Origin of the sequence: Paenibacillus sp. M-152, assembly GCF_003856555.1 — a bacterium.
Classification (GTDB): domain Bacteria; phylum Bacillota; class Bacilli; order Paenibacillales; family Paenibacillaceae; genus Paenibacillus; species Paenibacillus polymyxa_C.
The window spans coordinates 3,761,108-3,777,642 of sequence record NZ_CP034141.1 but is presented as its reverse complement, the minus strand read 5'-3'; the positions used below and the strand labels follow the sequence as shown (position 1 = coordinate 3,777,642).

Annotated in this window: 1 protein-coding gene (cut by a window edge); it reads left to right on the top strand. The window is 48.9% G+C overall.

All coding sequences use genetic code 11. The features are described from left to right. Nucleotides 1-16,535: the 3' portion of an SDR family NAD(P)-dependent oxidoreductase gene (locus tag EGM68_RS16405; protein WP_129549593.1), read on the top strand. Its footprint begins 3,214 nt before the window's first position; the window shows 16,535 of its 19,749 coding nt (coding positions 3,215-19,749); its start codon lies off the left edge, out of view; the stop codon is at nt 16,533-16,535.

The following is a 16,535-nucleotide window of genomic DNA, read 5'->3' as shown; positions in this document are numbered from 1 at the left end:
AGTTTTTAACTACGATTGCGGATTTATATGTTCAGGGATATCCGTTAGACTTTGAGCGTTTGTTTTCAAATGAACAGTACTCCAGAATTCCGCTACCAACTTATCCTTTTGCAAAAGAGCGGTATTGGGCGCCTGGGAATGAAGCTCAAATGGCTAAGAGAATAGGTATAGAAAGTGAAATCGAATTAACGATTTCTAGAGCAGAGGAAAAGCCAGTGGCTACAGCTAGCCATACCCTGATGTTTGAGCCAGCCTGGAAGGAGCAGAACGTACCGCCGGAGGTCGAAGCCCCTGCTTATGACCGCCGTATCATCTTGCTGTGCGAGCCGGACGAGGCTTTGCCTGAACGGCTTGAAGCGCGAGTGAACGGAGCGGCGCAGGTCTTGGCCTTCTCATCCGGGAAAAGCCGGGTGGATGAGCGGTTTCAGGCCTATGCAGTTCAGACCTTTGAGAGCATCCAAAGCATTCTTAAAGACAAGCCTTCGGGAAGGGTGCTGGTTCAGCTTGTCGTGGCAGCGGCTGGAGAAGGGCAGCTCTTTTCGGGACTTTCGGGTCTGCTGAAGACCGCCCGGCTGGAAAATCCGAAACTCATCGGCCAATTGATCGAAGTGGAACAGGGAGAATCTGAGGAAAGCCTGGGGGCGAAGCTGGAGGAAAACAGCCGCAGTCCGGTGGATGGATGGATTCGCTATGAAGGCGGTCAACGGAAAACCGCTTGCTGGAGCAGGTTCGAGCCATCTCGGCCGGATGAGAAGTTGCCATGGAAAGACGGTGGCGTGTATCTTATCACCGGCGGCTCTGGCGGTCTGGGACTGCTTGTTGCAGAAGAACTGGTTCGGCATACCCGAGCAGCGACCTTGATTCTGACAGGCCGGTCGCCACTGGACGAAAACAGGCAAATCCGGCTGAAGGAGCTGGAGTCCTTAGGGGCCAGAGTGGTGTATAAGCAGGGGGATATCACCGACAGGAATACGGTGATCAGCTTGCTGAAAAGCATCCAAGAGGAATTTGGGTGTGTTCACGGGATTATCCACTGTGCAGGGGTCATTCACGATAACTTCATTCTCAAGAAAAGCAGGGAAGAATTTATCGAGGTGCTGGGACCGAAGGTCCAAGGGCTGGCCCATCTGGATGAGGCAAGCAGCGGTCAGGATCTGGACTTCTTCGTGCTCTTTTCCTCCATATCGGGCAGTCTGGGCAATCCGGGACAGGCCGATTATGCCACCGCCAACGCTTTTATGGATGCATACGCAGCATACCGCAATACCTTGGTGGAAGCCAAGCAAAGGCAGGGACGGACGCTATCCATCCGCTGGCCGCTGTGGAAAGAGGGCGGGATGCGGATCGATGCGGACACGGAAAAGCTTATGAGACAAAATATGGGCACTACACCTCTACAGACCAAGTCGGGCATTCAGGCGTTATACCAATGTCTGTCTTCAGGCAAGGAGCAGGTGATGGTCATGGAAGGAGAACCCGAGAAAATCGAGGCCTATCTGGCGAAGTCCGTCTCGCAGACCAGTATCCGTGCGATACAGACATCTGTATCGAAGCTGGCTACGACCTCACTTTACGATAAAACTTTGTATCATCTCAAGGCGCTGTTGGGAGAGGTGACCCGGCTGAGCGTTGGTAGCATTGAAGCTCATGAACCGCTAGAGCGCTATGGCATCGATTCCATTATGATTACCCAACTGAATGCCAAGCTGGCAGGATCTTTTGGCGAGCTGTCCAAGACGCTGTTTTATGAATACCAGACCTTGCGTGCCCTGGCAGAACATTTAGTGGCGGAATACGCACCGGAGTGCATGCAGTGGGTCGGAATGAGTCCAGACATGCAGCTGGTGGAGGAAACGACTGCGGCAACCCGGTGTGCCGAAGAAGAAAGCGCGTCAGTTGCGGAACAAACGATTGCGGAAGAGGCGACAGCGAAGCTTACCCGAAGCTACGTGAAGCCGATTCGAAGCTATGTGCAGTCTGGCGCAGAGGAAACACGAGAACCGATCGCCATCATTGGTATGGCAGGCAAGTATCCAGGTTCGAAGGACATGAACGAATATTGGGAAAATCTCAAAGCAGGGAAGGATTGTATCGGCGAAATCCCGCAGGAACGCTGGTCGCTGGAAGGATTCTTCCAGCCTGACAAAGAAGAAGCGGCTGCGCATGGCAAAAGTTACAGCAAGTGGGGCGGTTTTATCGAAGGCTTTGCGGAATTCGATCCACTGTTTTTTAATATTGCACCGCGGGAAGTACTCAGTATGGACCCTCAGGAAAGGCTGTTCATTGAAGCCTGCTGGGAAGCGATGGAGGATGCAGGCTACACCAGAGAACAGCTTGCAGTAAGACATAACAGCCGGGTAGGTGTATTTGCGGGAATTACCAAAACAGGATTTGATCTGTACGGTCTTGATCTATGGAGAAAGGGAGCGCAAATATTCCCTCACACTTCCTTTAGCTCGGTAGCCAACCGAATTTCGTACCTGTTCAATTTGCAGGGACCGAGCATGCCAGTGGATACGATGTGCTCGTCCTCGTTGACCGCGATTCATGAAGCGTGTGAGCATCTATACCGCGGAGAATGCGAGCTGGCCATGGCAGGAGGAGTGAACCTGTATCTGCATCCGCTGAGCTATGTCGGACTTTGCGCCAACCAGATGCTGTCCATAGACGGACAGTGCAAGAGCTTCGGAAAGGGAGGCAACGGCTTTGTCCCAGGAGAAGGCGTGGGGGTCGTCTTATTGAAGCCGCTGTCCAAGGCGATAGCAGATGGAGACCCGATCCATGCGCTCATCCGGGGAACGAGTATCAACCATGGAGGCAAGACTAACGGGTATACAGTGCCTAACCCGACTGCTCAAGGGGAGCTGATCCGGTCAGCACTAGAGCGAGCCGGGGTACATGCCCGGACCATCAGCTATATTGAAGCTCACGGAACCGGTACAGAACTGGGAGATCCTATTGAAGTAACCGGTCTGACCCAGGCCTTCAGGAAGGATACGGCAGACAAGGGATTTTGCGCCGTGGGCTCTGTGAAGTCCAACATCGGACATTTGGAGGCGGCAGCGGGCATCGCAGGGATTGGGAAAATTGTCTTGCAGATGAAAAACCGGACGCTGGTTCCCAGCCTGCACGCCCAGGAATTGAATCCGAACATTCCTTTTGAGCAGACGCCGTTTGTCGTACAGCAGGAGCTAGAGGAATGGAAGCGGCCTGTGGTTGAACTCGATGGAGAGACCCAGGAATACCCAAGAATGGCTGGGATTTCGTCGTTTGGAGCAGGAGGCGCCAATGCTCACGTCATCATTGAAGAGTACGTTCCGGAAGAGAAGGCGCCCATCCGTGTGACAGCTCACAACCCCGTTATTATTGTGTTGTCGGCCAAAAATGAGGAACGACTGAAACAGCAGGTCGAGAGATTACTGTCCGTGATCGGGAAAGGAGAGGTCACAGAAAGCAATCTGGCTGATGCAGCCTACACGCTCCAGGTAGGACGTGAAGCGATGGAAGAACGCCTGGCGGTCATTGCCGAATCGATGCCAGCACTGGTGGAAAAGCTGGAAGGATTTCTAGAAGGCCACGATGGGATATCCGAACTGTACCGAGGACAGGTCAAGCGAAATAAAGAGGCACTGTCCGCACTGATAGAAGATGAAGATATGGAAAAAACGATCACTGCCTGGATCGGGAAACGGAAATATGCGAAGATTGTAGATCTTTGGGTGAAGGGACTGGCGATGGACTGGAGCATGCTTTATGGAGATGCCAAGCCGCAGAGAATAAGCTTGCCAGCCTATCCTTTTGCAAAGGAGCGGTATTGGATCACGGATATTACGATCCCATCTGTAGAAAGAATCCCTAGTGAATCTCAAGAAAAAGCAGTTCATGTTCAATCTCAAGTGATGGAGCCTGCACCTCCTGAAGCTTTAATGCTATCCGGTTTTTCCAGTAGTTCTGAAAAACCAAGCGGGATTTCCTTACGGAATTTGTCGGACAGTCAGCCGCGGCTTAGTAAGTCTGCCAACCAGCAGGGGTCTCCGATTATTTTAACTTCTCCAGAAGGGGTAATGCCTACATCAGAGAAGGACAAAAAGGCGGAAGAACAGACGCCTGTGGCTCCTGCCCTATCCATATCGTCAGAAATATTGCAGGAGGAGCTGACAACAAGTCTGGCGCAAGCTTTATATATAGATCGGGACGAGATCGATGAGGATAAAAACTTTGTTGATCTTGGATTGGATTCCATTATAGGCGTAGAGTGGATTCGAAACATTAATAAACACTACCACACATCCATAACAGCGACAAAAGTCTACGATTATCCGACCATACGGGAGTTTAGCAAATTTTTAGAAAAGGAATTGGGCGATCGTGAGGCCGAATTAATCATGCCGTCTTCTGCTGCGTCTATCCCAGATCAGGCACCTGCGAAGCATTTACCGCCGCTCGTATCATTGGAAATGAATAAGCAGGCAGAGAGTTCACTTCAAGTCCATTTGATGCCGATATCGCCTGAAAAGCAGCCGCAATTCGGCACAACTCCGTCTGGTGTCTCTACAGAGCAATTACAGGAAGAACTGACGGCAAGCCTAGCTGAAGCCTTATACATGGAACAGAGCGAGATTGAGGCAGATAGAAACTTTATAGACATCGGATTGGATTCCATTATAGGCGTAGAATGGATTCGAAATATGAATAAGCGCTACGGCACATCCATTGCAGCTACCAAGGTCTACGACTATCCGACTATTCTGAAATTTACCGAGTTTTTGGCACAAGAAATCAATAAGCATGGGGGTAAGAAAAGCTTCGTTCAGCAGCCCTTGGACACAGTCACAGGCACGGACAAACCTATAGCAGAAGTCCATTTGCCGCGAACAGACACGATCCAATGCTCTCCAGCGCAGTTGCCTAAAGCGGAAACGGTGCCATTGCGTCGGATAAAAGCAGAAGAGGAATCAGTGTCAGCAACTTCGGAAAATCAAGATGCAATTGCAATTGTCGGGATTTCGGGAAGATATCCTGGTGCCGAAGATGTACAGCAATATTGGAAAAATCTCGCTCAAGGCCAAAACTCCATTGTTGAAATCCCGAAGAACCGCTGGGACGTAGACCCGTTGTATGATCCGCGTCCGGCACAAGAGGGGAAAGTAAATTGCAAGTGGCTGGGTGCCCTGGAGGATATAGAATATTTTGACCCGTTATTTTTTAATATATCTCCTACCGAGGCGGAAGGGATGGACCCGCAGCAGCGCATCTTTTTGCAAGAAGCCTATAAAGCCTTTGAGGATGCAGGTTATAGCGGCTCGCAGTTGGGAAATAAAAAATGCGGCGTTTATCTTGGCATTTTAAATAATGAGTATAGTATGATGCGCTACAAGAATGAAGCACAGTTCAGCAATACTACCGGGAATAGCAACGCTATTGCAGCGGCTCGTATTTCCTATTTTCTTAATCTGAAAGGACCTGCCATATCTGTGGATACGGCATGCTCCTCATCGCTGGTGGCTACTCACCTTGCTTGCCAGGCTTTATCAAATAAAGAGATTGAAATGGCGCTGGTCGGCGGTGTGTCCTTATACCTGACCCCGGAATCCTATATAGGTATGTCTGCATCGGGAATGTTATCACCAGATGGTCAGTGTAAGACATTTGACAACAGTGCCAACGGCTTTGTTCCAGGCGAAGGAGCAGGGGTGCTGGTTTTGAAGCGGCTAAAGGATGCGGAAGCTGACCGGGATCACATCTATGGGGTTATTATCGGAACTGGGATCAATCAGGATGGAAAAACCAACGGAATTACCGCGCCAAGCGCAAACAGCCAAATAGAGCTTGAGCAGGAGATATACAATAAGTATCAGATTGAACCCGAAAGTATTAGCTATGTTGAAATGCATGGGACAGGCACCAAGCTGGGCGATCCTATTGAATTGGAGGCTTTATCAGAAGCTTTCAAAGAAAAAACAGATCAGAAGAAGTTCTGTGCCATAGGCTCGGTAAAGAGTAATATCGGGCATACTTCGGCAGCAGCAGGCGTAGCAAGCATACAAAAAGTGCTATTATGCATGAAGCATAAAAAACTGGTACCGACACTGAATTTCAAGAACCCGAATGAGCATTTTGATTTTGATGATTCTCCATTTTATGTAAATACACAATTAAAGGACTGGGAACCTTCTCGCGGGAACAAAAGACGTGCCGCTGTGAGCTCTTTTGGTTTTAGCGGTACCAATGCCCATCTTATTATTGAAGAATATCGTCCTGAGGTTGGAAAATTACCAGTAGACGACGAACCGCATAGTCCCGTTCTTTTCGTATTGTCTGCCAAAAATGAGAAGCAATTAGTAACCTATGCCGAAAACATGAGAAGCTTTATTGCATCTCAGCCAAATCTTAACTTGACAGATATGGGGTATACGCTGCAGGTAAGCCGTGAGCCGCTGAACTATCGTCTGGCTTTTGTGGCAGATTCAAAAGAGAATCTGCTAAAAGCGCTGGATGGATTGATTCATCATCATCTGCCAGCTGGAGTCCTGACGGCTCAGGTGAAAAAGGGCAAAGACGGGATCGGGCTCTTTGAGGCAGATGAAGATGCCAAATCCTTGCTTGAAACCTGGATCAAGAAGAGAAAATTAGAAAAAATTGCGGAGCTGTGGGTACAGGGTCTAACGATGGATTGGAACAAGCTGTATGGGGACATCAAGCCTCGCCGGATTAGTCTACCCACCTATCCTTTTGCAAAAGAACGGTGCTGGGCGCCCGAGCTAGACAATAAGGCAGGCAAAGGCACGACTTCTGTCATTGCGGCTGCACTTCATCCTTTGCTGCACCAAAACACTTCCGATTTTTCGGAACAGCGGTTCAGCTCGACTTTTACAGGTCAGGAGTTTTTCCTGAAGGATCATGTGGTAAATGGTCGCAAGGTGCTATCTGGGGCCGCATCCCTTGAAATGGCGCGGGCGGCAGTGGAGCAGTCACTAGGGACAGATGAGGGCGACCTGGTCGGAATGTGCCTTAAAAACGTGGTTTGGGCACGGCCTATTACCCTAGGGGATGGCCCAATACAGTTGCATATCGGGCTTTTCCAGAATGAAGATCAAGAGATTTCATATGAGATTTATGGAAATAACGGAGCTGATGATACAGAGCTTATGATATATAGCTACGGCAGTGCAGTACGGAGATCGGCAGTGGAGGTTCCTGCATTGAATATAAAAGATTTGCAGGATACATGCAGTAGAAGCTTTTATCCGACAGCATTGTATGGCGTTTTCAGAGATTTGGGGATTGATTACGGTCCCGGGCATCAGGGGATTGAGATGGTATATGCGGGAGAAGGTCAGGTGCTGGCGAAGCTATCATTGCCCTCCTCAGTCTCTGACACTCAAAGCCAATTTGTCTTGCATCCAAGCATGATCGATTCCGCTTTGCAGGCATCCATAGGCTTGACGCTGGGCTCTGGCGAGACTAAGCCCGCTCTGCCGTATGCCATTCAGGAAGTTGAAATTATAAAAAATTGCAGCTCCACCATGTGGGCGCTGATTCGATACAGTGCAGACGGTAAAGCAGGAGATAAGGCACAGAAACTAGATATTGACCTGAGCGATGAAACCGGAGAGATCTGCGTGAGAATAAAGGGTTATTCATCAAGAATTTTGGATATAGAGTCTACTTCCATAGACGCGCAGTCCAATTCCGGTACCTTGATGCTTGAACCCGTGTGGAAAGAGCAGGGAGTTACCATAGAGGGTGATTTACCTGTGTATGATCGCCATGTCGTGATCCTTTGCCAGCCGTCCGGGATTTCCTGTGAACAAGTAGAAGCTCAAATAAGCGGCGCACAATGTATATTATTGCAACCTGATCAAAACAGAATCGGGGAACAGTTCCAGCGTTACGCCGTTCAGGTACTTGAGCTGATGCAAAGAATTTTTAGCGAAAAAAACCATGGCAAGGTGTTAATCCAGATTGTCACTAACGACCAGGAGGAGCAGCAGCTTGTATCAGGGCTCTCGGGTCTTTTAAAAACCTCCAGAATAGAACATCCAAAACTGGTGGGACAGTTGATAGAGCTTGAACAGGATGAGGCCCCGAGTGCAATCATAAATATTTTAAAAGAAAACAGCTGGTGTCCTGAAGACATCCAGATCCGGTATGGGAAAGGCAAACGGTGGATTTCCAGTTGGAACGAGGTTCCGTTTTCTCCGGAAATGACGGATATCCCGTGGAAGGAAAACGGGGTATACCTCATTACCGGTGGTGCTGGTGGCTTGGGACTTATTTTTGCCAAAGAGATTGTAAATAAAGTTCATAATGTTGCGTTGATTTTAACGGGACGTTCCGCGCTGGATGAGGGCAAGCGGGCAAAGATAAAGAAATTGGAGTCATTAGGAGCACGAATAGCATATAAGCAGGCCGATGTGTCCCGGGAGCAGGCGGTGGCTGATTTAATTCGGGAAATTGAGGCAGAATTCGGAAGCTTGAATGGCATCATTCACAGTGCAGGAGTAATTCGTGACAACCGTATACTCAAAAAAAATAGCAGGGAAATGCTGGAGGTTCTCGCTCCCAAAGTATTAGGGGTAGTGAACTTGGATCAGGCGAGCAAGAACCTGCCTCTTGACTTCTTCATTCTGTTTTCGTCGGTAGCCGGAGGACTGGGCAATCAGGGACAGGCGGACTATTCTACCGCTAATGCCTTTATGGATGTTTACGCCAGATACCGGAACGCTTTGACAGGATCGCAGCAGCGCCAGGGCCAAACGATATCTATCAATTGGCCACTATGGAAAGAAGGAGGGATGCATATTGATGAGGAGACGGAGAAGCTGGTAAAACAGCACACAGGCATGGGCAGTATTTCAACTTCTTCCGGCATTCAGGCCTTGTACCGTGCCATGCTTACGGGTGCTGATCAGGTTATGGTGATGGAAGGCAATCTCGAAAAAATGAAAAGAACAGTAGGTTTAATAGCAATTCCGGAAACCAGACAGCTTGAAAAGGTGGCGGGTGCTTCAGCAACTATTTCAGCAATTTCTACTGAAAGTAATGCCGCACCGGACCTGCTGGACAAGGTGCAGACCGCCATGATGCAGGCGGTATCGAAATTGCTGAAAGTCAAACTTGAAGATATTGATGCCTATGTCGAACTGAGTGAGTATGGCTTTGATTCCATCTTGCTCACGCAATTTGCCAACAACATCAATCACTTGTACCGATTTGAGCTGACACCTGCCGTATTCTTTGAATACACTACACTTCATGACTTCTGCAGGTATTTAGTGGACGAATATGCCACCTTGCTTGGTGAGCAGTTTTTCGTCCAGACCCGGACTGAGCCTTCTGTGCAGAATGAAGAGGAGGATAGGGAAGACTGCATCCGCAGTAGACGCCAGCGTTTTCGATTTGCAAACAAGAATGTGCTAGCTATGCCGCAACAGACCCAGGCGGGTTCTGAACCTATTGCAATTGTAGGCATAAGCGGTGTCTTTCCCATGGCCCGGGATGTAGATGAGTTTTGGAAAAATCTTGAGGAAGGCAGGGATTGTATCACTGAAATACCTGAGGATCGCTGGGATTGGAAGGCATATTACGGTGACCCTGCGGATGAGAGCAATAAAACAAACATCAGGTGGGGCGGGTTTATTGACGGGATATATGAGTTTGACCCTTTATTTTTTGGAATTTCACCGAGGGAAGCCGCACTCATGGACCCGCAGCAGCGCCTGTTGATGACTTATATTTGGAAGGCGATTGAAGATGCTGGGATTCAAGCAGCAGGTCTATCTGGGAGCCGTACAGGCATCTTTGCAGGAACCGCAAATAGCGGCTATAGCGGAATGATCTATCAGGGAAATGTGGATGTCGAGGCATACTCCTCCAGTGGAATGGCGCCGTCGGTGGGACCCAATCGTATGAGCTATTTCCTTAATATTCATGGTCCGAGCGAGCCTGTCGAAACAGCTTGCTCCAGTTCACTGGTGGCCATTCACCGGGCAGTAAAGGCTATAGAAGATGGAAGCTGCGAAATGGCAATTGCAGGTGGTGTCAATGTAATTATCACACCTGAGCTTCATATCAGCTTCAATAAAGCAGGGATGCTGTGTGAGGATGGCCGATGCAAAACCTTCTCTGATCAAGCCAACGGTTACGTGCGCGGTGAAGGGGCAGGCATGCTTTTCCTGAAAAAGCTGAAGGATGCAGAAAAGGCTGGAGACCATATTTACGGCATAATTCGGGGTACAGCCGTTAATCACGGAGGCCGGGCCAATTCTCTGACAGCCCCCAATCCGAGGGCACAGGCGGATTTGCTGGTAAATGCATATACAAAAGCTGGTATCGACCCAAGAACAGTCTCTTACATTGAGGCCCATGGGACAGGCACCGAATTGGGCGATCCAATTGAAATTAACGGACTGAAAGCAGCCTTTAAAGAGCTTTATGAGACTATAAAGGGACCTGGGATCAAAGAGCCTCATTGTGGCCTAGGTTCGGTGAAGACCAATATCGGACATCTGGAATTGGCTGCTGGGATCGCCGGTGTCATCAAAGTGCTGCTTCAGTTGAAGCATAAAAAACTTGTTAAAAGCCTTCATTGCGATGCAATGAATCCCTATATCAAACTTGAAGACAGTCCATTCTATATCGTTCAGGAGACGAGGGAATGGAAGCAGCAGCAAGATGCTTCTGGGGAAAATATTCCTCGGAGAGCGGGGGTCAGCTCTTTTGGATTCGGCGGTGTCAATGCCCATTTGATCATCGAGGAATATGTTCCGGAAAATCAGGAGAAAGAGCCGGTTACCTTCGCTACCCAAAAGCCAGCTATTGTTGTGCTGTCAGCCAAGACTGAAGCACAGCTGCAAGATCAGGCACGGCAATTGCGGGCTGCAATCCGGGTGCGCCAGTTCACAGACAGCAGTCTGGGAGATATAGCGTATACCCTGCAGGCGGGACGCGAAGCGATGGAAGAACGTTTGGCCTTCACTGCAGTTTCTCTCTCCGAGCTTGAGGAGAAGCTAAAGGGATTTGTGGAAGGCCGGGAAGGTATCCATAGCTTATATGTGGGGCAGGCAAAACGCTATAGAGAAGAGAATAGAGACCGGGGAACACGAGAGGAAGCAGCCATAACGATGGAGTCGTTGGTTAGTGAAAGCGACTATGCCCAAATCGCACGCCTTTGGGTAAAAGGCGCGGTTTTTGACTGGGACGTGCTGTACGGAAAGAATAAGCCGAACCGTATTAGCCTGCCTACCTATCCTTTTGCCAGGGAACGTTATTGCATAATCGATACCAATAAGCTGAGCGGAGCAAACAATGTTGGGCCGAAGCAGGAGACGTCAGCCATCATTCATCCTTTGCTTCAGCGAAATACGTCCGATATTTATGGACTTCAGTTCAGCTCCACATTTACGGGAAGAGAATTTTTCCTCACTGATCATGTGATCAAGGGACAGAAGCTTTTGCCTGGAGTGGCCTACCTTGAAATGGCGCGAGCGGCTGTAGAGGAAGTCGCTACATCTCTGGAAGAAAGTCGGATTTGTGTTCGTCTAAAAGATGTATTATGGCTCCGGCCTGTGATAGCTGAGGAGCGGCCGATTGCTATAAATATCGGGCTTTATCCGCAAGATGGCGGAGAAATTGCCTATGAAATCTACAGCAAGTCTGAATCAGTGGACACGGAGCTAGTTGTGCATAGCGAAGGCAGCGCAGCGATTGTTCCGTTGGCCGAGATTCCTGTCATAGATATTGAAGCCTTGCTGGAGCAGTGCAATCTAGGTACCTATTCATCCCAGCAGTGTTATGAGGCGTTTGCAGCGATGCAGGTTTCCTATGGGCCGGGACATCAAGGAATTGAAAAGATATATACCGGCGTGGGTCAGGCACTTGCCAAGTTGTCCTTGCCTTCTTCTGTTTACCAGACCATGGGACAGTTTGTGATGCACCCTAGCTTGATGGATTCCGCTTTGCAGGCGTCCATAGGCCTGATTATGGGCACAGGCGGAGATGATGGTAAAGCTTCTATAAAGCCAGCTTTACCATTTGCATTGGAAGAGCTTGGGGTGTTTAGCGGTTCCAAATCAGAGATGTGGGCTTGGGTCCGTTATCGTGAAGGCAGCAGACAGGATGGTCCAGTGCAAAAGCTGGATATTGATTTGTGCGATGTGCAGGGGAATGTTTGTGTAAGCATGAAGGGCTTCTCATCACGAATTGTAGAAGGAGGAACTAGGGGATCAGGGGAATCAGATGAATTGACGATACCTGAGACTTTGATGCTTGAGCCTGTATGGGAAGAGCAAGCGCCTGCCCCGAGAGGAACAGCACCTAATTATCAGCAGCATCTGGTAATTCTATGTGAACCAGCACCTATTTCCGGGGAAATGATTGAATCACAAATGAACGGGGTGCATTGTCTCATCCTGCAATCCGAAGAGGAAAGCATGGATGCACGGTTTAGAACTTATGCAGCTCAGGTATTTGAGCAAATTCAACATGTGCTTAAAACCCAATCCAAACACAAAACATTGATTCAGCTTGTCATTCCGGTACAGGATCACAGGCAGGTATACTCGGGACTTTACGGACTCTTACAAACAGCGCGGCTTGAGAATCCCGGACTGGTGGGCCAACTGATCGAAGTGGATGTGGAGGAAGCTGCAGCAGGTCTTATAAATATCCTGCAAGAAAATAGCCGCAACTCCATGGATATACATATCCGCTATCAGTGGGGCAGACGATATGCAGCCGCATGGACGGAAATCCAATCCTCGTGGGAAGCGGGCCGTATTCCGTGGAAGGACTCAGGGGTATATTTGATTACCGGAGGAACAGGTAGTCTTGGTTTGATTCTGGCTGAAGAAATGGCACGACAGACCAAAGATGCCCTTTTAATTCTCGTTGGACGATCTGTGCTTCGCGGTCACACCAAAGCAAGGATTGAGGAAATAGAGGCTCTAGGAGCAAGAGTCGTATTTCGACAGGCCGATGTCGCCGATAAAAGAGCGGTTGAGGATTTGATCCGGGATATTCAGGAAGAGTTTGGGAAGCTGGACGGAATTGTTCACGGCGCTGGGGTGACCAGCGATAATTTCATTATAAAAAAAACAGGGGAGGAATTGCAGAAAGTATTGGCGCCAAAAGTTACAGGATTGATGAATTTGGATCAGGCCTGCAAGGATCTTCCGCTGGACTTTTTTGTCCTGTATTCATCTGTTGCCGGCAGCCTTGGGAATATAGGACAGGCTGACTATGCTGCTGCCAATGCCTTTATGGATGCCTATGCCAGATATCGCAATACGCTTGTAGAACAGAAGCAACGTCAGGGGCAGACGCTTTCTATCAACTGGCCGCTGTGGAAAGAAGGCGGAATGCGTATTGATAGAGAAACGGAACAAATCATGGAGGAAATGGGGATGTTTGCTATGGAGACCGATACAGGAATGAGGGCTTTGTACCAAAGTCTGGCTTCCGGAAAAGATCAAGTCATGGTATTGGAAGGACGTGCCAATCAGCTCAGAGAAACGCTCTTGCAGCAGCCATCCCTGAATCAGGCTGTAGATGCCTCCTCTATGATTATGGAGAGCAGAAAGGAGTCAGGAATCGGACAAGATTTTCTTGCCGAAAAAGCGGCAAATTATTTAAAGCAACTGCTTGCTGCATCGATCAGACTGCCGGCAAGGCAAATTGAAGTCGATGCCCCTATGGAGAAGTATGGAATTGACTCTATTATGATCAGACAGCTGACACGTGAACTGGAGAAAACATTCGGAACACTACCCAAAACGTTGTTTTTTGAATACCAAAGTATCCGGGAGCTGACCCAATATTTTCTTGAAGTTCACCAGAAGCAGCTGATTCAACTGCTTGGAATGGAGGAAGAGGTTGACGCCGTCCAAGCCTTTACGTCTTCTACTGTGAAGGATAGCCCAGGAAGGCCATTTTCCAGTAGCCGAAGAGAAGCTTGTGAAATGCCGACTCAGACACAATTACTGGATCAGAAAAAATTCCAAACGCAGCCGGAAACAGTAGGCGGTACGGGGGATATTGCCATTATCGGCTTGTCGGGCATGTATCCTGAGGCGGAGAATGTTGGGGAATTCTGGAACAATCTGCGCAATGGAAAGGACTGCATTACGGAAATTCCTAAAGAGCGTTGGGATCACAGCATACACTTTGACGAGGAAGCGGACAAATCCGGAAAAGCTTACAGCAAGTGGGGTGGCTTTATCAAAGGGGTGGATCAATTTGATCCGAAGTTTTTCAACATCTCTCCTAGAGAAGCACAAATCATCGATCCACAGGAGCGCTTGTTCCTAAAATGCGTCTATGAAACGATCGAGGATGCAGGCTATACACGAGAAGGGCTTGGTTTGGAAAGGAATGTAGGCGTTTTTGTCGGAGTTATGTATGAAGAATACCAGCTTTATGGGGCGCAGGAGCAGGCTAGAGGCAAAATGATTGCCGTACCAGGGAATCCGGCCTCCATTGCAAACCGAGTTTCTTATTTCTGTAATTTCCACGGGCCAAGCATGGCCGTGGATACGATGTGCTCATCCTCATTGACGACCATTCATCTAGCCTGCCAGAGCTTACAGCAAGATGAGTGTGAGCTTGCCATTGCTGGCGGTGTCAATGTCTCCATTCATCCGAACAAATACCTGATGCTTGGGCAGGGAAGATTCGTATCAAGCAAGGGTCGGTGCGAAAGCTTCGGAGAAGGCGGAGATGGGTATGTGCCGGGTGAAGGCGTAGGGGCCGTATTGCTCAAACCGCTGACCAAAGCAATTGCAGACGGCGATCACATATACGGGGTCATCAAGGGAACCGCTGTGAATCACGGCGGGAAGACCAATGGCTTTTCAGTTCCGAACCCCAAGGCGCAGGCCAGTGTGATTGGGAGGGTATTTAAGAAAGCCGGAATAAACCCCAGAACAATCAGTTACATTGAAGCACACGGCACGGGGACATCTTTAGGTGATCCTATTGAAATCGCTGGATTGCAAAAGGTTTTCCGGGAATATACGGAAGACACGCAGTTCTGCGCCATTGGATCGGCAAAATCTAATATAGGGCATTGTGAGAGTGCGGCAGGGATTGCTGGAGTGACTAAGGTGCTCCTTCAGCTCAAATACGGACAAATCGCACCTTCGCTGCATTCAAACATACTCAACCCGAACATCGACTTTCGCAATAGCCCTTTTATAGTTCAGCAGGAGCTTGAAGAGTGGAAAAGACCGATCGTCACTATAAATGGAAAGACCGTTGAATACCCGAGAATTGCAGGTATTTCTTCTTTCGGCGCCGGAGGCTCCAACGCACATGTGCTTATTGAGGAATACATCCCTAAGGTGCAGGAGACTAGACAAGCTGCCGTGATATTGCAAAACCCGGCCATGGTCGTGCTGTCGGCCAAAAATCAAGAGCGTTTGTACGAGCAGGTACAAAGATTGCTTTCTGCACTCAGAGCACCGGAATACGCAGAAGCCAGTTTGGAGGATATAGCATTTACCCTTCAGGTAGGACGGGAAGCTATGGAAGAACGGTTAGCAGTCTTAGCTAAGTCTACGAGGGAGCTTGAAGGAAAGCTGGAGAGCTTCCTGGCGGGGAATGAGGATATCGACGGACTCTATTCGGGTCAGGTAAAGAAAAATAAAGATATTCTGACTGTTCTTGAAGCAGACGAGGACATGGAACAGTTGGTGGATGTCTGGATAAGCAAGGGCAAGTATACAAAGCTGGCAGAGCTTTGGGTTCAGGGCTTGTTATTCGATTGGAACAGGCTTTATGGAAAGGCCAGACCTCGTCGGATGAGTCTGCCAACCTATCCATTTGCTCAGGAGAGCTATTGGATCTCTACGTTCGGAAGCCAGTCCAAGGAGACCAAGATGGAACCTCTTGAAGTTGATATCCCGGCACAAAAGCCTGTTTTCAGTCCTCCTGCTGTCGATGATAATGTGCAGGTACAGACATTGGCGAAAGTACCTGAAAAACCGCAGGGTATTTTGCTGCGCTCAGTTTCTGACATCGAGAAGGTAGCCGATACACCGAAAAAGGCAGCCAAGCCCGCAGAAGTGAAGCCGGCTCCGCCGCAACCTAAACCTATCATTTCCTCACCGCAACTGGCTGTCAAGGATGAGGTCAAGCGATCTGCTAATGGGCCTGCGGCTATACGGGTTGATGCCTTGGAGAAGGAACTAATTGAAAGTCTTGCGAAATCCTTGAGTATGGACGAAAAGGACATCGGCCGGGACGATAAATTTATCGACATGGGACTGGATTCTATTATAGGCGTAGAGTGGGTACAGGACGTGAACAAACGGTTTGGAACTTCTATTTCAGCAACCAGAGTGTATGACTATCCTAACATTAAAGAATTTTCCAGATATTTAGCAAAGGAATTAAGCAAATCGGCGGAAGCCTCAAATCAAGTGCCTGTAGAGTCAACTTCTACGCAGCCCATGCAAGCGTTGATCCAGAAGGTGCTGCAAGGTGAATTAAATGTTGAGCAGGCCGATCAGTTGTTCAAGCAATTACACTCGTAA